Here is a 17985-nt window from a genome sequence, read left to right on the forward strand (position 1 = left end):
AGGAATTCACAAATGGTGATGAACGTAGATTTGATTTTCAAAATTGCCGCCATCGGAATTATCGTCTCGATCTTAAACCTCGTATTAGAGAAGGCCGAGAGAAAGGAACAGGCCATGATGACTACCCTGGTGGGGTTAGTGGTGGTATTAATGTTGGTGATTAATTTGATCAGTAATTTATTTGAAACCGTCAAAACCATGTTTCGTTTATATTAAGGATGTGATTCCATGGAGATTTTTCAAATTGTTGCCATTGGTCTGGTTGCGACAGTTTTGGCAATTTTGGTCAAAAATCAAAAGCCAGAGCTGGGGATCTATATCAGCCTTGTAACGGGCTTTGTGATTTTTATATTTGTGCTGGCCAAGCTCCAGTCAGTAATCGAAATATTGAATCAATTGGCTAATAAGATCAGCATTGACGATATTTACCTGGCTACCATATTAAAAATTGTAGGAATAGCCTATATCGCAGAATTTGGAGCCCAGGTATGCAAAGATGCCGGCGAAGGGGTCATTGCTTCTAAAATTGAATTTGCAGGAAAGGTATTAATTATGGTAATGGCTGTACCAATCCTAGTTTCATTAATGGATTTGATCATAAATATGGTGCCTTAGGATGTGAAAAAATGAAAAAACTTTTTATTTTACCCATTGTGTTTATCATATTCATGACAAGCTATGGGTGGGCTGTAGCCGAGGAGCTGAATACAGAAAATATTATACTTGACCAAATTAATAAATTAGACACCGGTGATCTGCAGGAAATTATGGACACAATTAATCGTGATCTGGATGAATACTTGCCTAAAATTAACTTAAAGGAGTTTGTCTTGAAGCTAGTTCGGGGTGAAGCAGTCCTTTCCTTCAATGAGCTTATTAAGGGGGCCCTCAGATTTTTATTTAAAGAGGTTTTTGCCAACTGGAAGCTATTAGGTCAAATTATTGTTTTATCCACCATCTACGCTATGCTCAGTAATCTGCAAAGCGCCTTTGAAAGTGATATTGTAGGCAGGTTAGCCTATAGTGTATGCTACCTGGTGATTATTACCTTGACCATTAAGAGCTTTCTTATAGCCATCAATATTGGAAAAGAAACCATTGATGTTATGGTGACCTTTATGCAGGCTCTCCTGCCGGTACTGCTGGGGCTTCTGCTGGCCATGGGAGGGATAACGGCTTCGGCTTTTTTTCATCCCATATTGCTGGGGGCCATTGGCTTTATCGGTACAGTAGTAAAAACAGTTGTACTGCCCTTAATTTTCTTTTCAGCAGTATTGTCCATTGTTAATAACTTTTCTTCAAAAATACAAATAACAAAATTAGCGGGGCTTCTAAAACAAATTGCCGCCATAATCCTTGGCTTTATCTTAACGGCCTTTGTAGGGATCATTTCGATTCAGGGAATTACCTCGGCCTCGGTGGACGGCGTTACCATCAGGACGGCGAAATTCGCAGTCGATAAATTCATTCCCATTGTTGGCGGCTTCTTATCAGACGCAATGGATACAGTAATCGGCTGTTCACTTTTACTAAAGAACTCCATAGGGGCCATTGGACTGATTAGTGTTTTTTTAATTTGTTTGATTCCGATGATAAAAATACTGGCCTTAATTGTAATCTATAAACTATGTACAGCCATAATTGAACCCATTGCCCAGGGGCAGCTGGTGGATTGCTTAAATCAAATGGCTAATTCCCTGGTACTGCTCTTTGCTACAGTTTCTTCCATAGCCATTATGTTCTTTATTACCATAACAATTATAATTGGCACGGGAAACGTGACTTTAATGATGAGGTAGGTGAAAAGATGGAACAAATCAGAGAATGGGTTATCACCATTATATCAATTGTTATATTCATAACCTTTGTAGAATTTCTTTTACCTAATTCAAATCACAAACGCTATATCAATGTTATCATTGGCCTTTTGATTATGCTTGTCATTCTTAATCCTTTAATGGAGCTGGTGAAGGGAGGCGAGAACATTGCCGACGGTGTACTTATGGCCTCCAATCAATTGGAACAGATGACCCTAAACAATCGTATGAAAACCCTGGAGGTTAATAATCAGGAGATCATAATAGAGCTATACAAAGAAAACCTCAAGGAACAGATGGCCAGCCGTCTTGAAAGTCAGCTGGGGGTACAGGTTGCCGAAATAGACCTGGAAATTGAGGAGAAGAAGGAGGACCAATATGGTATGATCAAGGCCGTCTCCATTATTCTAACAGAAGAAGCACCACCTCCTGAGGAAACGATTAAAATCAAAGAGGTCAGCATAAATGTCAGACTTCCTGGAAAAAAGGATAATAATTCAGAGGACGAAAGCATAATGTTAGTTAATGGAGGGGAAACCATCATCAACGATTTCAATCAATTTTACAACATTCCAAGGGAAAGCATCAGTGTTTTTGTACAGAAGAATAAGTAAAGTGGTGAGGAGGATCAAGCATGGAAAAGTGGAACGAAGCCTTTAAAAAGGTTTTATCAAAAAAATATATAGCTAATCTGCTGGTGCTATTAGCTGTGGCTGTCATGGCGTTGATTATCTCAGGCGACTTTTTTTCCTTAAAGCCTGTCTCAAACAATAATCTTTCCGGTCAGGAAGACCAAAAAGTTCAGGTATCATCGGCCGTTAATTTATCTGAAGAGGAGCTGGTTGAGCATAGATTGAAACGTATTTTGGAAGAAATAAAGGGAGCAGGTCAGGTGGAAGTCATGATTACCTTTGAAATGGGTTCAGAAATTGTACCAGCCCTCAATACAGTAGAGTCAAGAGATACAACAGAAGAAAAGGATTCAAACGGGGGAACCCGTACACTTAATTCCGAAAGCATCACAACCAACACCGTAATCAGCAGTGAGAGTGGTGGAAACAAACCGTTGGTTCTAAAGGAAATTAAGCCCCAGGTGAATGGGGTGATTGTGGTAGCCGAGGGTGCCCAGGATGTTGAAGTCAAGGCTAAGCTATATGAGGCAGTTAAAACAGTACTGCAGGTACCTGGTCATCGAGTACAGGTTTATCCTAAAAACTAAGGGGAGGGGTTATTATGAAATTCAGAGACATAAGTCTATTAAAAAGAAAAAATTTTGTTATTTTATCTTTAGTTATGATGTTGGGACTGATTGGATATATTAATTATAATCTAAATAAAGAGTCCCTGTTGAAAACCTCTAGTGAATTGGAAAGCTACGAAATGCGTATGATGGAAGAAAGCGGTGTATTGCGGGAGATATTAGGCGAAGATGAATATGAGCTGGGTGAGGCTGACCCAGAGGAAATTAACGAGGAGCCAGAGTCGACAGATAAAACCGAGGAAAGTGATGAAACAGAGGAACAGGACGTAAGTCTTAACGAGCTGGTATCTGAAAAGGTAGAGGGAGAAATGGATAATGCCATCATCGTCGACAGCCGTGACAACAGCGTTATGGATGTGGCTCAGGAAACCAACGCCCAGATTAGTGCCACCATCACCAGCCAGCAAATCATGAAAAGCAATATATACTTTATCGAAAGCAAGCTGGAAAGAGATAAGAAACGAAGTGAAATGATAAGCTATTTAGATGACATCGTAAACAATCAATATACCTCAGAGGATCAAAGGAACCAAGCCCTTGATATGAAAATGAATGTGATTGGAAATTCAGATAAGGAATTATTAATTGAAAATATGGTAATGGCCAAGGGCTTTAATGATGTAGTGGTATTTATTTCAGGAGATTCAATTAATGTGGTTGTACAAAGTGAAGGGCTAAATGAAAAGGAAGTTGCCCAGATCGTTGACATAGTAAGGCGAGAAACAGATATTCCAATGGATAACATCATTATTATGAATAAAAAATAGAACTGTTTGTCAATAGGAAAGGATTTTGGTATAATAATCCTAGACATTTGACACTCAGGAGGTGAAGAAATGGACGCAACTCAAAATCTAGAATATGGAGAAATTAAAATTGCAGAGGATGTTATTGCCACCATTGCAGGATTAGCAGCTATGGAGATTAAAGGTGTAGCAGGTATGAGCGGTGGTTTGGTTGGTGGAATTGCAGAAATCCTTGGGAAAAAAAGTCTTTCTAAAGGAGTAAAGATAGATATTAATGAGAAGGGTGGCTTTGTAGACCTCTTTATCATCGTTGAATACGGTACAAAAATTCCTGATATCGCATGGGAAATCCAGGATAAGGTAAAACGGTCCATCGAAACCATGACAGGCTTAAGTATTATCGAAGTCAACATTCACATTCAGGGTGTCAGCTTTCCAAAGGAAACTATCGAGGAAGAAAGTAAAAATGAAAAGACAAAGTAAGACTAACGTTACTAACCCTCTGAACCCAGAGGGTTTATTTCACGTCAATCGATATTGGACATGCTGTCATGTTTAAAATATTATTGGTTACATAACAATAACAGTAGTAGGAAAATACCTGGTACTCCATCCCAGTTAAACTTGAATCACCTAGAATTTAATTACGACAGGGTACTAGTTAAGGAGGATAAAAAAATGAATCGTAAGCTTGCAAGGGAGTTCTGTATGAAAATGCTATTTCAGATGAGCATACATAATCAATATGACTATCAAATCCTGTTAGATAATCTAGAGGAAGAAGCAACGGAAAGGCAGCAGGAACATTATATTAATCAGCTAGTACAGCAAATAATCAGCAATCGTGCTGAAATTGACGAAACCATTATGGCTTTTTCAAAGGGATGGAAGCTTGACCGAATTGCCAAGGTTGACTTGGCTATACTGCGAATTGCCTTTGGAGAAATTCTATATATGGAAGAAATTCCGCCGGCGGTTTCCATAAATGAAGCCATCGAATTGGCAAAAAGGTATAGTACCCATGAATCGGCCTCCTTTATTAATGGTATATTAGGCAAATATGTAGAGGAAAAGGGTTTAAAAAAGCATGAACAGTAGTCAATTAGTATTGGGAATCGATACCAGTAACTATACAACCTCCCTCAGCCTTATAAGCATGGAGGGCCAGTTGATTCATGAAGAGAGAAAATTGCTGCCTGTTAAGCCTGGTGAAGTTGGATTAAGGCAATCGGAGGCATTATTCCACCATATTAAAAATTTGCCCCAAATGTTTGAAAAACTACTGACGGATATTGCCCCTATGAAGATTGCAGCCATCAGCAGCGCCACAAGGCCAAGGCCTTTGGAAGAATCCTATATGCCAGTCTTTTTAGGAGCCCAATCCTACGGGCAAGCCATGGCTACACTACTTAAGGTTCCTCTTTACCAGTTTAGCCATCAAGAGGGGCATATCGAAGCAGGACTCTGGTCAAGTGGATTCGTACCCCGGAAACCCTTCTTAGCCCTCCACTTATCCGGTGGTACAACTGAAGCCCTTGCAGTGACTCCTCAGGGGCCAGGCTATCAAATTAATATCCTGGGGGGAACCAACGATTTAAGTGCAGGTCAATATATCGATCGAATAGGCGTAAAACTGGGCCTGCCCTTTCCGGCGGGGCCCCATCTAGAGGTACTGGCTAAAAAATGGGTTGATTCGCCGCCCTCAGTTCCTCTGTCAGTTCAGGAAAATCACATCAGCCTTTCGGGCCCAGAAACCCATTTCAAGCGCCTGATTGAACAGGGGCATCCTCCCGCCGCAGTGGCCAGTGGTGTCTTTCATAGCCTTGGAAAGGGATTGATCAAGCTAATAAAAAACCTGGCAGCACCCTATCAAGAAATTTTGCTGGTGGGGGGCGTTGCCTGTAATTCCATTATAAAAGAGCATCTTGAGGAAGCGTTTCAAAAAAGCGGTATTAGGTTTTATTTTGCAAATCCTCGCTTTTCATCTGATAATGCAGTAGGAATTGGACTTTTGGGGGTCAAGAACCATGCAGATAAAAATACTATCAGTTACTGAAGTAACTCAATATATTAAGCGGATCTTAAGCAATGACCCAATACTTTATAATCTACGGGTAAAGGGTGAGGTATCCAATTGTAAAATTCATTCCAGCGGCCACCTTTACTTTACCCTGAAGGACCAACAGAGCCGTATCAATTGTGTCATGTTCAGGTCTAACTGTGAAAAGCTGAAATTTCAAATAGAAAACGGTATGAAGGTCAATATTAGAGGGTACATTTCAGTCTATGAACGGGATGGTCAATACCAGCTTTATATTAACGAAATGGAGCCCGATGGCCTTGGTGCCCTTTATTTAGCTTATCAGCAATTAAAGGACAAGCTTGAAAAAGAAGGACTGTTTCATTCAAAATACAAAAAACCCATTCCCTATCTACCAGAACGTATTGCCGTGATAACCTCTCCTACAGGAGCAGCCATCAGAGATATCCTCTCGGTGATAAAGAGAAGATTCAACCGAATAGAAATATTAATATTCCCTGTTTTAGTCCAGGGAGAGGGGGCCAGGGCTTCCATTGTTGAAGCTTTGAATAAAGCTAATCTTATGGATAACATTGATGTGATCATTCTGGGCCGGGGCGGCGGCTCCATTGAGGAGCTGTGGGCTTTTAATGAAGAGGACGTGGCCAGGGCAATTTTTGCCAGCAAGATACCGGTTATTTCAGCCGTGGGTCATGAAACCGACTATACGATTGCAGACTTTGTAGCTGATTTAAGGGCTCCAACCCCATCAGCGGCGGCGGAGCTGGCAGTTCCCGCCAAGGAGGAGCTGAAGGAACGCCTTAGTCTGTTAAATCGAAGACTGAATCATTTGATGAAGGGCAACCTTCAGGTCCATCGTAAAAACCTGACTAATCTATTGACCGCCTATTCCTTTAAATATCCCTATCACCGCATCTATGATGAAAGACAGCGACTAGATTTTCTATTAGGGCATCAGCATAAGCAGGAGAACCGATTCATTCGAGAAAATAGAATTCTTCTTAAGGGCCTGGGAAGCAGATTGAATGCCCTGAGCCCTCTGGCAGTTTTAGAAAGGGGCTATTCCGTTACGACAGACGAAAATGGAAGGGTGCTAAAGCGTATTAAACAAATTTCCCCAGGGGATCAAATCACAGTAACCTTATCTGATGGAAGCCTAAAGTGCCGTGTAATGAATATAAATAAGGAGGAACCCAGCCTTGAGAAAAAGAAAATTTGAGGAAGCAATAAAACGCCTTGAAGAGATTACCCACCAGCTGGAAAGCAGTGAACTAGAGCTGGAGGCTTCTTTAAAGCTGTTTCAAGAGGGAGTCGAGCTGTACCAGTATTGCCATCTTAAATTAAATGAAGCAGAAGAAAAAATATCAATGATTATTGATGAAAACGGGGCTATTAAACCATTGCCCTTTGAAGAAAGGGAGGACTAGCCGAATGACATGGAAAAAACAGATGCAGGAATATATTCAAATGGTGGAACAATATTTAAAGGAGGTTTTCCAAAGTCCTTCAGATCAAAATCAACCGCTGATAGAAGCGATGGAATATAGTCTTATGGCAGGTGGTAAGAGACTTAGGCCAGTCCTTGCGCTGGCTTCCTATCATCTTTTTGCCAAGGATTTGCATCTGGTACTGCCCTACGCCTGCGGAATAGAGATGATTCACACCTACTCCCTAATCCACGATGATTTGCCTGCCATGGATAACGATGATTACCGAAGGGGAAAACCAACCAACCACAAGGTATTTGGTGAAGGCCTGGCCATACTGGCAGGGGATGGACTTTTAAATCATGCCTTTGAAACCATGCTTCGGGATGCTTTGCTTCAGGATCACCCCAGGCCCTTTGTTCAGAGCATATACGAAATTGCCCAGGCAGCAGGAATTAATGGTATGATCGGAGGGCAAATGGTAGACCTGGCCAGCGAAGGCCATGGAATTGATGCTAAGACCCTGGAATACATCCATAATCATAAAACCGCCGCCCTCATTGCCGCACCGTTAAAGATTGGTGCCCTGATTGCCAGGGCAGAACCTAAGGATATTGAAAATATGGCTCTCATAGGTAAAAAGCTTGGCTTAGCCTTTCAAATACAAGATGACATACTTGACATTGTAGGGGATGAGAAAAAGCTGGGTAAAAAAACAGGAAGCGACATTGAAAATCAAAAATCCACCTATCCGTCTCTCTTTGGAATTGAGGCTTCCAGAGAAAAGGTAAAGACCCTTACAGCGGAAATATTAGAGCTACTAGAACAATACCAGCATTCATCAGAGTTTTTAGTCAATCTATGCCAATACCTTGTTGATCGAGAAAATTAATACTAAGAAGGAGGGGTTACCTTGGGTTTTTTCACAGCTATTGGCAATAATAAAGTGCTTTGGATTTCGGCCTTATCCTGGTTTATTGCCCAAGCCCTTAAGGTTCTACATAGCTACATTGTCGACAAGCGCTTCGATATGGGGCGCTTTGTAGGCTCAGGAGGAATGCCCAGCTCCCATTCATCCTTTGTGATGGGGCTTTCAACTTCAATTGGTCTCATTCACGGTTGGGATTCCAGCCTGTTCGCCATTGCTATTGTCAGCTCATTGATCGTCATGTATGATGCTGCTGGGGTGAGAATGGCTGTGGGAAAACAGGCCATCATTATTAATCAAATGATAGAAGATATTCACAAAAAAAAGGAGAAAAAGCTCACAGAGAAAAGATTAAAGGAGCTAGTGGGCCATACACCCATTGAGGTGTTGGCAGGGGCAATATTAGGCATTCTAGTGGCATACCTGATGGTTTGATTATCAAATTATCATATGTTATAATTTGATGTAATAAAGGTAATGCTTTAAAAATCTAAACTTAAACTCAAATCACAATTCGTAAATTACCTTTACCTTATAGTGGTACAGTATTCTAGTCAACCTGACTAATTTGGAAGGCGGGGCTAAAAATCCGTTGAAGGGCACATCGATGAAGTTCCTAGTTTCGGCTGCCGACGCCCAGTCGGGGGTCGATGCTGGGAGTAAGGAGTGGGGGCGATCTGCAATGGCATGCGGGCGATGACCCTTACTCCGTGGAGACTAATTTAACCTTGGTTAAATTGGGGAAACCTATCTTCTTGCGATTTAGTCGCAAGGGAAAGCGTAGCCTGCCTTGAGTGGGATAGGTAGATAAGTGGATCAGTTTCTCAACAATAGGGCCCATTGGAGAGATTCATTGCTATTTGAAACCTATGCTGCAAAAGAGGCTAAGAATTGGAAGGGTTGTTGAGGAAAACTCCTAGACTGTTCGTAAGAGATACATTAGGGATTACAGTGCGGACTAAGTGGTAATCCAGTCCTGCCCTTGGTGACAAGGCAGAGCTTAGTTTAAAGGGAAACCGCTGTTATGGCGACAGACAGTATTAAGCTGGGAAATCCAACTGGACCTAAGCCGTAAAATTTACTTAATGTATTGCCACTATATTAATATGGCTGATAGTATAGGCTATCAGCTTTATATTTTTCCTTATGAAATTTTATTTATTATGATAAAATAAATTAATAATTATTTTTATTATTTGCTTTCTGGAGGGGTTTTTTTGGCCGATGACAGTGGTAAAAACAATAAAAAGGGGAATAATGATAAGAATAATCCCTGGAAAAAATATAATTTAAAATGGGTAATTGTCATCTCAATATGGACGTTTTTCTTAACAATTGTCATTAGCATTTTATCAGAGCTTATTTTGACAAATACCGGAATTTTTATTGCCTTTACTATTCTGCTTCTGATTGTGCTGATCGGGGTATTGAGTGATATGATTGGAATTGCAGTGGCCGCCGCCCAGGAAAAACCTTTTCATGCCATGGCGGCAGATAAGGTGGATGGTGCCAAATGTGCCCTGAAGCTCATAAAAAATGCTGGTATCGTATCAAACTTTTGTAATGACGTAATTGGCGACATTTGCGGTATTGTCAGTGGTGTTGCCGGTGCCAGCATTATTCTTCAATTAAACAGTAACGTCCTGCCCATTAACCGTGCATTGCTTACAGTTATTTTAACAGGCTTTGTGGCCTCCTTAACGGTAGGTGGGAAAGCCATAGGAAAGGGCATTGCCCTTGATCAATCTCAAAAGCTTGTATTTCATACCGCAAAGGTGTTAGATTTTATTAATCAAAAATTTGGACTGAATGTGATTCCCGAGTCAAATGGTAAAAAATAAAAAGAAGGATGGGTTGAATGTACAGATATTTAGATAAAATTAACTCTCCCAAGGATTTAAAGCTTTTAAAGGAAAAGGAAATTGAAATTTTAGCCCATGAGATCCGAAGGTTTTTAATTCATTCCGTTTCAAAAACCGGTGGACATCTGGCCTCTAACCTGGGGGTTGTAGAATTGACCCTGGCCTTGCATACTGTCTTTGACAGTCTGAAGGATAAGCTGATTTGGGATGTTGGTCATCAAAGCTACGTACATAAAATAATTACAGGCAGACGAGAGGAATTTCATTCCTTACGACAGTATAAGGGCTTAAGCGGTTTTCCAAAAAGAAAGGAAAGTCAGCATGATCATTTTGATACGGGCCATAGCAGTACTTCTATCTCTGCTGCCCTGGGCTTGGCAACGGTCAGAGATTTAAAAAAGGAAAAGCACCACATTGTTGCCATCATCGGCGATGGTGCCTTGACAGGGGGAATGGCCTTTGAAGCCCTAAATCATGCTGGTCAAAACAAAAAGAATTTGTTGGTTATATTAAATGACAATGAAATGTCAATATCTGAAAATGTGGGTGGTTTATCGAATTATCTGAGTAAGATTAGAACAACTCCGTTGTATTCAAAGGTTAAGGGTGACGTCGAGGCTCTAATCGGCAACATTCCTGCCATCGGAAAAAGCGTTGTCAAAACCGTTGAAAGGGCCAAGGACAGTATTAAATATTTTATTGTACCCGGAGTATTATTTGAAGAATTGGGATTTACCTACATTGGTCCAGTAGATGGACATAATTATGGTGCCCTTTGTAAGGCATTAAATCAATGTAAAAACATCACCGGACCTGTTTTATTACACGTACTAACCAAAAAGGGTAAGGGCTATAGCCTGGCGGAAGAAGCGCCTCAGGAATTCCATGGAGTAAGCCCCTTTAAGGTGGATTCAGGAAAGCCCCTTAAAACCACCCATAAGACCTCCTATTCGGAAATTGCAGGAAGTACCCTGATTGAGTGTGCCAGGGAGGATCATCGAGTTGTGGCCATCACAGCAGCCATGCCGGCAGGAACGGGATTATCAGAATTTTCTCAACGTTTTCCTGAACGTTTTTTTGATGTTGGGATTGCAGAGCAGCATGCAGTCACCTTCGCAGCTGGAATTGCAGCAGCCGGCTACAGGCCCTTTGTTCCCATTTACTCTACTTTTTTGCAGCGGGGATTTGACCAGGTGGTTCATGATGTCTGTCTACAGAATCTGCCGGTTACATTACTGGTAGATCGGGCTGGCTTGGTGGGCAATGATGGTGAAACCCATCACGGTACCTTTGACATTTCCTTTCTATCCTGTATTCCAAACCTTACCTTTTTGTCACCAAAGGATGGAGGAGAACTGAGGGCCATGATTCAATATGCCCTATCGGTGAAGGGGCCCATGGCAATTCGTTATCCCCGGGGGATTGCCCAGGATCAGAATCCTGGTGAAACAATAGAAATTAAAACAGGACAGGGAGAAGTACTCTTTGAAGAAGGTAAGGATGTTCTGATTATTGCACTGGGCCATATGACAGAAGTAGGATTACAAGCCTGTAAGGGCCTTAGAGAAAAGGGGATTCATGCTACCTTAATTAACCCTCGATTCATTAAACCCCTGGATGAGTACCTCATTTTACATCATGCTAGAAAATGTAAAAAGATCTATACTTTAGAGGATCACATTAAGCTAGGGGGCTTTGGCAGCCTTGTCCTGAACCTGTTAAATGACAATAAAATAGGTAAAAATGTAAAAATCCTGGCACTTCCTGATCATTTTGTAGAGCACGGTAATATTGATCAGCTCCATGAACTTTATGGTTTGAACAGTGAAAAGGTTGTCTCAGAAATACTCCATGACTTTGTTAGGGAAGTTGGAAATAAAAAAGTGATTTTTCGCTAGGTAGGAGATAAAAATGGCACAAAAAGTTAGATTAGATCAATTATTGGTTCAAAGAGGACATTTCGACAGCAGGGAAAAGGCTAAAAGAACCATTATGGCAGGTCTGGTTTTTATTAATAATCAAAAATTTGATAAGCCCGGCACCAATGTAGACCCCGAAGCAGATATATACATTAAAGAAAATGCCATTCCCTTTGTTAGCCGAGGCGGACTAAAGCTTGAAAAAGCCATCAAAGAATTTAAACTTGAATTAAAAGATAAAATCTGTATTGATATTGGGGCCTCTACCGGAGGCTTTACGGACTGTATGCTTAAAGCCGGTGCCTGTAGGGTCTATGCCATCGATGTGGGCTATGGACAGCTGGATTGGAAGCTTCGGCAAGACCCTAGGGTTATCAATATGGAAAGAACCAATATACGGTATGTCACCCCGGATCAAATTCCAGAAGCAGCAAGCTTCGCCTCCATAGACGTCTCCTTTATATCCCTGAAAATTGTCTTGCCGGCAGCACAGCGCCTGTTAAAACCAGGAGCAGAAATCGTTGCCCTTATCAAGCCTCAATTTGAAGCCGGCAGAGATAAGGTGGGAAAAAAAGGGGTAGTAAGGGATATCGGTGTTCATCAGGAGGTTGTTACTGAAATAATCCAGTTCAGCAGATCTCTAGGTTTTAAAATATTGGGTTGCTCCTTTTCCCCCATAAAGGGCCCCGAGGGAAATATTGAATATTTATTACACTTGGGCCATCAAAGCCAAAAAGACGGCGATTTTCATGAACAGCAGATTCTGATGGTGATTCAGGCCTCCCATGAAAGCCTTGATGACAAGAAAACCACCAGGTAGATTGAAAAATAAATTTATTATATTAATTCATTAGGATCGGCCATTGCCTGATCCTTTTTATAATCTATAGGAAGCTTCCGCTTTTAAAAAAAATAAAATGAAAGAAGCTTTTCATCAATGGTTTTTTCAACAAAATCATCACTTAAATCTTCAAAGGACGACTTTGCCCTAAAATTGTTTTATACGATAAAAATTATTAGGAATACTTAAATTTGAGAAGGAAATTATTCTTTTTTGAAGAATAATAAAAATACAATGATTTGAATATTTCCTTTTTAGGGGATTGGGAAATAAGAATTTATATCAGATCGAAATTTTAAGGAGGATTTTCATGAAATATACCCGGCATGCAAAAATACTGGAAATTATTGAGAATAAAGAGATCGAGACCCAGGAGGAACTCTCAGAGGAATTAAGAAAGCTAGGTTTAAATGTTACCCAGGCAACCGTTTCCAGAGATATTAAGGAATTAAGATTAATTAAAGTACTGGCTAAAAACGGAAAATACAAATATGCCACTTTGAAAAGTCAGGACTCAGTATTGTCTGATCGATTAATCAGACTATTCAAAGATTCGATTTTATCAATAGATTATTCAAGTAATATCATTGTCTTAAAAACCATTCCTGCCGCAGCCCAGGCTGCTGCTTCAGCCATCGACGCCGCAGGCTTGGAGGGCATCATCGGGTCTGTAGCAGGAGATGATACTATTTTTGTATTAATAAAGGATATCAATAAAATGGAAGAAACCATTGAAAAGTTTAAAAAACTGATGAAATAGAGGAGGCCCTTTATGCTATTGGAGCTAGAGGTAAAGAATTTCGCCCTGATAGATCACCTTCATCTACAGTTTGAACAAGGCCTCAATATTCTGACAGGTGAAACCGGAGCAGGCAAATCAATATTAATCGACGCCTTGAATATGGCCATTGGTGAAAGGGCAGATCGTGCCTTTGTCAGAACAGGAACCAATAAATGCATCATTCAAGCAGTATTTAAACCACCTCAAGACAAGGGAATTGATGCACAGCTTGAGGCATATGGCATAGACCCCGATTTCGAGGGAATCATCGTTATTACCCGTGAGATCTACCAAAGTGGGAGAAGTGTCTGCAGAATTAATGGAACCATTGTCACCCAGGCTCAGTTGAAATCTATTTCCCGAGGGTTAATTGATATTCATGGTCAGCATCAGCATCAATCCTTACTGGATAGCCAGGCCCACATTGATCTATTGGATGCCTACGGCGGTGAATCAGTTATTAAGCTGTTATCTCAATTAAGTGAACAATATCAACAGCTTTCGGCCCTTCAAAGGAGCCTGAAGGCTATCTGTCATGATGAAATGGAACGGGAAAGAAAAATTGATCTGTTGCGTTTTCAAATAGAGGAAATTCAGACTGCGGATCTAAAGGCCGGTGAAGAAGAGTCGCTGAATATACAAAAAAACAAGCTGGCCAACAGCGAACGGATTTACAAGGCCATTTATGACAGTTACCATTTACTTCGTGAAGGAAATCACCATAAACCGATTCTGGATAACCTGTCCCATATACAAAGCCAGTTACAGCAGGTTGTGGAATACGACGAAAAGCTGCGGTATTTTCATGAGGTGATAGAAGAAATTCAATACAGGCTCGAGGATATAACAAGGGAAATACGAGACTATAAAGAAGAAACCATATTTGATCCTGGCGAATTGGAAGCAATTGAATTGCGCCTCGATTTAATTAATTCACTTAAAAGAAAGTATGGCAAATCTATTGATGAAATTATTGAATACCAAAATAAAATTTCCAACGAGCTATTTTTACTAGAAAACAGTGGAAAGGAAATCCAACGAATTAAGGAGGAAATAGAGGATCAACGAAGGAAGATGACAAAAAATGCTGAGTCCTTAAGCTCGTTAAGAAAGGAAATTGCCCATTCCCTGGAAAAATCCTTAACAGAAATCCTAGAGACATTAAATATGGGAAAAACAACCTTTCAAGTCAATATTCAACCCATGTTAGATCATCAACAGCGATATCAGCTGGGCCCCAAGGGTTTTGATCAGGTTGAATTTTTGATCTCTACCAATCTAGGCGAGCCATTGAAGCCCCTGGCAAAAATTGCATCAGGTGGAGAAATGTCCAGAATTATGCTGGCCTTAAAGCGTATCTTGGCAGATGTCGATCATATTCCAACTTTGATTTTTGACGAAATTGACACAGGTATTAGCGGAAAAACTGCCCAGGTGGTGGGCCAGAATATGTATGAGCTGTCAAAAAATCATCAGATTATTTGTATTACCCACCTGCCCCAGATTGCGTCCCTGGCCGATTGCCACTTTTTAATTGAAAAGCATGCCGATTTACAAAGCACCAAAACAACAGTCATAAATCTTAACAAACAAGAGCAAATAAAAGAGGTGGGCCGGCTTCTAGGAGGCGAACTCACCGACATCACCCTTAAACATGCAGAAGAAATGATTAATAAAAAAAATTCTAAGAGAAAAAACTAACTCTCTTAGAATTTTTTTTATTTAAATAACCCTTAATTTTTATCAGCCCAAAAATGAGTCTAAACCGATAAAAAGGGTTATACTGGCAACTTATAAATATTTTATCTATAATAATCCCTGCTCCAAAAAGCCAAATTAAAAGCAGTAATCCATTTCTTAAAAATTCAACATCAGGCTAGTCCAGTTAAAAACTTGTGTTATTCCCATTGAGCAAGGCGGAGAAGGAAGCCATATCGAGCAATATGGCGACTGACGACAACAGTTTAACCAGAGGGATAACCTAGAATTTAATTGCGACAGGGTACTAGTAAGGCTTATTGGGAGCGTGATTAAATTGATGCATAAAAAGAAGCTAAAATTTATTACCAGTATTGTGGCTTGCGCCTTTTCACTATTGCTTATGTATCTTTTAGTTTTAGATATTACAGGTGCCATCCCCTCTGAATATAACCTGCAAATGGGGGATCAGCATATTATTAATTCAAGATTTCCCCTTTCCTTCTCCATTAATTCAGAGGAATCTGACATTTTGCAAATCAACCAGGTTAATGTGGCCGCGGGCATTAGAGAAAGACTAAATCGGGGGATCGAATTAAAAACAATCAATAAAGGGACGGCAGATCTAGAATACCGTATTCTTGGTTTTATTCCCTACAAAACCGTTAAAGTAAATGTTGTTCCAAAATTTGAAGTAATACCCGGAGGACAATCCATTGGTGTCAAGCTCAATACAGAGGGTGTACTGGTGGTGGGAATTGCCGACATCATCAATGAAGCCGGTCAAAAGATAAGTCCGGCTGAAGCAGGTGGCATCAAGGTTGGAGACACTCTGTTGGCTGTAAATCATCAACCGGTTGAAAATGCCCTCCATGTAGCAGAGCTAATCCAGAAAAATGGTCAAAATCCAATTGTCCTTTCATTAAGAAGAAACAATACAGAATATAGCGCCACCCTTTATCCCGTAAGGGCTCAAGAGGATGGTCAATATCGTTTGGGATTGTGGGTCCGTGATAAGACTGCCGGGGTTGGTACACTAACCTTCTATCATGAGGATACGGGAAAATTCGGGGCCCTGGGCCACGGAATTGCCGATGTTGATACCGGCTCCCTAATGTCCATTAAGGATGGCGAGGTAATGGCATCAAAGGTTATTTCCATTCAGGAAGGAAAAAAGGGAAAGCCTGGCGAAATAAGAGGTATCTTTCATGATGTGAATAATCCCATTGGCATATTGAAAAAAAACTCACCCTATGGAGTATATGGTGAAGTGCTAAGGGATATGAAGGGCAGCTATCATCAGCCAATGGAAATTGCCTATCAACACGAAATAAAAGAAGGACCCGCCTATATTTTAACTACACTGGACGATAATCAGGTGGAAAAGTATGAAATTGAGATATTAAGAGTGATACACCAATCTAAACCAGATGGTAAGAGTATGATTATAAGAGTTACCGATGAGCGATTATTGGATAAAACCGGAGGAATTGTTCAAGGAATGAGCGGCAGTCCAATTATACAAAACAACCGGGTGGTTGGTGCTGTTACCCACGTATTGGTAAATGATCCTACCCGGGGCTATGGAATTTTTATCGAGTGGATGCTTCAGGAATCGGGTGTATTCGACAGTTTACAGCCCAGCTGATGTAAAAAATCATTGAAAATAAACAAAAAAGAAAGAACGATTTATCCCCCCAAAAAGGAATTAATTTTTTGAATAGGAAGGAATACAATTTCATTTGTCGAAATGTATTCGTGAAATGTGAAATCTAAAAGAAAAGCTAAATCAGGGGGGTTACCAGTGAAAAATCAGAGAATTAATGTTTTAATTGCCGATGATAATGAGGATTTTTGTGATATCTTAAGCGAATATCTTGAGAGGCAACAGGATATTGAGGTAGTGGGTATTGCAAAGGATGGTCTGGAGGCTGTAGAATTAATCAGTCAAAGGTCACCGGATGTGGTGGTGCTGGATATTATTATGCCACATTTAGATGGCCTGGGTGTGTTGGAGAAACTTAATAGCATCAATCTCGAAAAATTTCCTAAAATCATCATCTTATCTGCCGTAGGACAGGACAAAATTACACAAAGGGCTATTAATCTTGGAGCAGATTATTACGTTATTAAGCCCTTCGATTTTGAGGTCTTCATAGAAAGAATCAGACAAACCATGGGAAGCAGCACTACCAATGTTGAAAAGAAAAGGCCTCCGGTTATCAACCAGCATAAGTCATTGATTAATAACAGCCGCAGCCTTGAGGCTGAAATCACCAATATTATCCATGAAATTGGTGTACCAGCCCATATTAAAGGTTATTTGTATTTGCGAGAGGCCATTACCATGGTAGTAGCTAACGTTGAATTGCTTAGTGCTGTAACTAAGGAGCTTTATCCTTCCATTGCTAAAAAATACAATACTACTGCCAGCAGAGTTGAACGGGCCATCAGACATGCCATAGAAGTAGCCTGGAGTAGAGGTAAGGTGGATACCATCAATAATCTCTTTGGATATACAATTAACACTGATAAAGGTAAGCCAACCAACTCAGAATTCATTGCCATGGTGGCGGATAAACTTAGATTAGAACAACAGGTAAGTTAAGCCCACAGAAAAACCAGTTAGCTTTTTCATAACTGGTTTTTCTATTTTCTTATAAT

General features: G+C 40.4%; 20 protein-coding genes. All 20 read left to right on the plus strand.

Going from position 1 to position 17985, the window contains the following annotated elements:
* Nucleotides 1-12 precede the first annotated feature (12 nt).
* Nucleotides 13-216 carry a stage III sporulation protein AC gene (gene spoIIIAC, locus ACYQ1I_RS15820; protein WP_459767038.1) on the plus strand — a complete coding sequence of 68 codons (204 nt, stop codon included), beginning with the start codon at nucleotides 13-15 and terminating at the stop codon, nucleotides 214-216.
* A gap of 12 nt (nucleotides 217-228) precedes the next feature.
* Complete coding sequence (spoIIIAD, locus tag ACYQ1I_RS15825) at nucleotides 229-615, plus strand: stage III sporulation protein AD (RefSeq protein ID WP_459767039.1); 387 nt, start codon at nucleotides 229-231, stop codon at nucleotides 613-615.
* 11 nt (nucleotides 616-626) lie between these two features.
* The gene (gene spoIIIAE / locus ACYQ1I_RS15830) at nucleotides 627-1799 is read left to right on the plus strand and encodes a stage III sporulation protein AE (protein WP_459767041.1); all 1173 of its coding nucleotides are present in this window, start codon (nucleotides 627-629) and stop codon (nucleotides 1797-1799) included.
* Between the two features lie 8 nt (nucleotides 1800-1807).
* Nucleotides 1808-2431, plus strand: coding sequence for a stage III sporulation protein AF (gene spoIIIAF / locus ACYQ1I_RS15835; protein ID WP_459767043.1), 624 nt, complete (start codon nucleotides 1808-1810; stop codon nucleotides 2429-2431).
* 20 nt (nucleotides 2432-2451) lie between these two features.
* Nucleotides 2452-3036: a stage III sporulation protein AG gene (spoIIIAG, locus tag ACYQ1I_RS15840; protein ID WP_459767045.1), complete on the plus strand. Its 585-nt coding sequence runs from the start codon at nucleotides 2452-2454 to the stop codon at nucleotides 3034-3036.
* A gap of 14 nt (nucleotides 3037-3050) precedes the next feature.
* Nucleotides 3051-3845, plus strand: coding sequence for a SpoIIIAH-like family protein (locus ACYQ1I_RS15845; protein WP_459767046.1), 795 nt, complete (start codon nucleotides 3051-3053; stop codon nucleotides 3843-3845).
* A 69-nt stretch (nucleotides 3846-3914) separates the two neighbouring features.
* Nucleotides 3915-4307 carry an Asp23/Gls24 family envelope stress response protein gene (locus ACYQ1I_RS15850; protein ID WP_459767048.1) on the plus strand — a complete coding sequence of 131 codons (393 nt, stop codon included), beginning with the start codon at nucleotides 3915-3917 and terminating at the stop codon, nucleotides 4305-4307.
* Nucleotides 4308-4502: 195 nt separating this feature from the next.
* On the plus strand, nucleotides 4503-4922 hold the full coding sequence (nusB, locus tag ACYQ1I_RS15855) for a transcription antitermination factor NusB (RefSeq protein WP_459767049.1): 420 nt from the start codon (nucleotides 4503-4505) through the stop codon (nucleotides 4920-4922).
* Entirely contained in the window at nucleotides 4912-5880 is a 969-nt protein-coding gene (locus ACYQ1I_RS15860; RefSeq protein WP_459767051.1) for a Kae1-like domain-containing protein, read from the plus strand. Before nusB ends, ACYQ1I_RS15860 begins: the two co-directional genes overlap by 11 nt.
* Nucleotides 5852-7084: an exodeoxyribonuclease VII large subunit gene (gene xseA / locus ACYQ1I_RS15865; protein ID WP_459767052.1), complete on the plus strand. Its 1233-nt coding sequence runs from the start codon at nucleotides 5852-5854 to the stop codon at nucleotides 7082-7084. The genes ACYQ1I_RS15860 and xseA overlap by 29 nt, the downstream gene beginning before the upstream one ends.
* Nucleotides 7065-7292, plus strand: a complete 228-nt coding sequence (xseB, locus tag ACYQ1I_RS15870) for an exodeoxyribonuclease VII small subunit (RefSeq protein ID WP_459767053.1) — start codon at nucleotides 7065-7067, stop codon at nucleotides 7290-7292. The genes xseA and xseB overlap by 20 nt, the downstream gene beginning before the upstream one ends.
* 4 nt (nucleotides 7293-7296) lie before the next feature.
* Entirely contained in the window at nucleotides 7297-8184 is an 888-nt protein-coding gene (locus ACYQ1I_RS15875; RefSeq protein ID WP_459767055.1) for a polyprenyl synthetase family protein, read from the plus strand.
* Between the two features lie 21 nt (nucleotides 8185-8205).
* A complete protein-coding gene (locus ACYQ1I_RS15880) occupies nucleotides 8206-8655 on the plus strand; it encodes a divergent PAP2 family protein (RefSeq protein ID WP_459767056.1) in 450 nt (149 codons plus the stop codon).
* Nucleotides 8656-9437: 782 nt separating this feature from the next.
* Nucleotides 9438-10061: a hypothetical protein gene (locus tag ACYQ1I_RS15885; protein WP_459767058.1), complete on the plus strand. Its 624-nt coding sequence runs from the start codon at nucleotides 9438-9440 to the stop codon at nucleotides 10059-10061.
* A gap of 17 nt (nucleotides 10062-10078) precedes the next feature.
* Entirely contained in the window at nucleotides 10079-11980 is a 1902-nt protein-coding gene (gene dxs / locus ACYQ1I_RS15890; protein ID WP_459767059.1) for a 1-deoxy-D-xylulose-5-phosphate synthase, read from the plus strand.
* 13 nt (nucleotides 11981-11993) lie between these two features.
* On the plus strand, nucleotides 11994-12821 hold the full coding sequence (locus ACYQ1I_RS15895) for a TlyA family RNA methyltransferase (protein WP_459767061.1): 828 nt from the start codon (nucleotides 11994-11996) through the stop codon (nucleotides 12819-12821).
* 331 nt (nucleotides 12822-13152) lie between these two features.
* Nucleotides 13153-13602: an arginine repressor gene (locus ACYQ1I_RS15900; RefSeq protein WP_459767063.1), complete on the plus strand. Its 450-nt coding sequence runs from the start codon at nucleotides 13153-13155 to the stop codon at nucleotides 13600-13602.
* 12 nt (nucleotides 13603-13614) lie between these two features.
* On the plus strand, nucleotides 13615-15324 hold the full coding sequence (gene recN, locus ACYQ1I_RS15905; RefSeq protein WP_459767064.1) for a DNA repair protein RecN: 1710 nt from the start codon (nucleotides 13615-13617) through the stop codon (nucleotides 15322-15324).
* A 337-nt stretch (nucleotides 15325-15661) separates the two neighbouring features.
* Nucleotides 15662-16969, plus strand: a complete 1308-nt coding sequence (gene spoIVB / locus ACYQ1I_RS15910) for a SpoIVB peptidase (protein ID WP_459768190.1) — start codon at nucleotides 15662-15664, stop codon at nucleotides 16967-16969.
* Between the two features lie 156 nt (nucleotides 16970-17125).
* Nucleotides 17126-17929 (plus strand): sporulation transcription factor Spo0A, encoded by an 804-nt coding sequence (spo0A, locus tag ACYQ1I_RS15915; RefSeq protein ID WP_459767066.1) that lies wholly within the window; start codon nucleotides 17126-17128, stop codon nucleotides 17927-17929.
* Nucleotides 17930-17985: the final 56 nt, after the last annotated feature.

It is taken from the genome of Alkaliphilus crotonatoxidans (assembly GCF_054658015.1).

Bases quoted from the DNA above. Each gene is read 5' to 3' on its own strand.
- spoIIIAD (WP_459767039.1), top strand. From the start codon at position 229: ATGGAGATTTTTCAAATTGTTGCCATTGGTCTGGTTGCGACAGTTTTG.
- spoIVB (WP_459768190.1), top strand. From the start codon at position 15,662: ATGCATAAAAAGAAGCTAAAATTTATTACCAGTATTGTGGCTTGCGCC.
- ACYQ1I_RS15860 (WP_459767051.1), top strand. From the start codon at position 4,912: ATGAACAGTAGTCAATTAGTATTGGGAATCGATACCAGTAACTATACA.
- dxs (WP_459767059.1), top strand. From the start codon at position 10,079: ATGTACAGATATTTAGATAAAATTAACTCTCCCAAGGATTTAAAGCTT.
- ACYQ1I_RS15875 (WP_459767055.1), top strand. From the start codon at position 7,297: ATGACATGGAAAAAACAGATGCAGGAATATATTCAAATGGTGGAACAA.
- recN (WP_459767064.1), top strand. From the start codon at position 13,615: ATGCTATTGGAGCTAGAGGTAAAGAATTTCGCCCTGATAGATCACCTT.
- spoIIIAF (WP_459767043.1), top strand. From the start codon at position 1,808: ATGGAACAAATCAGAGAATGGGTTATCACCATTATATCAATTGTTATA.
- spoIIIAC (WP_459767038.1), top strand. From the start codon at position 13: ATGGTGATGAACGTAGATTTGATTTTCAAAATTGCCGCCATCGGAATT.
- xseA (WP_459767052.1), top strand. From the start codon at position 5,852: ATGCAGATAAAAATACTATCAGTTACTGAAGTAACTCAATATATTAAG.
- ACYQ1I_RS15900 (WP_459767063.1), top strand. From the start codon at position 13,153: ATGAAATATACCCGGCATGCAAAAATACTGGAAATTATTGAGAATAAA.
- ACYQ1I_RS15850 (WP_459767048.1), top strand. From the start codon at position 3,915: ATGGACGCAACTCAAAATCTAGAATATGGAGAAATTAAAATTGCAGAG.
- spoIIIAG (WP_459767045.1), top strand. From the start codon at position 2,452: ATGGAAAAGTGGAACGAAGCCTTTAAAAAGGTTTTATCAAAAAAATAT.
- spoIIIAE (WP_459767041.1), top strand. From the start codon at position 627: ATGAAAAAACTTTTTATTTTACCCATTGTGTTTATCATATTCATGACA.
- ACYQ1I_RS15895 (WP_459767061.1), top strand. From the start codon at position 11,994: ATGGCACAAAAAGTTAGATTAGATCAATTATTGGTTCAAAGAGGACAT.
- nusB (WP_459767049.1), top strand. From the start codon at position 4,503: ATGAATCGTAAGCTTGCAAGGGAGTTCTGTATGAAAATGCTATTTCAG.
- ACYQ1I_RS15845 (WP_459767046.1), top strand. From the start codon at position 3,051: ATGAAATTCAGAGACATAAGTCTATTAAAAAGAAAAAATTTTGTTATT.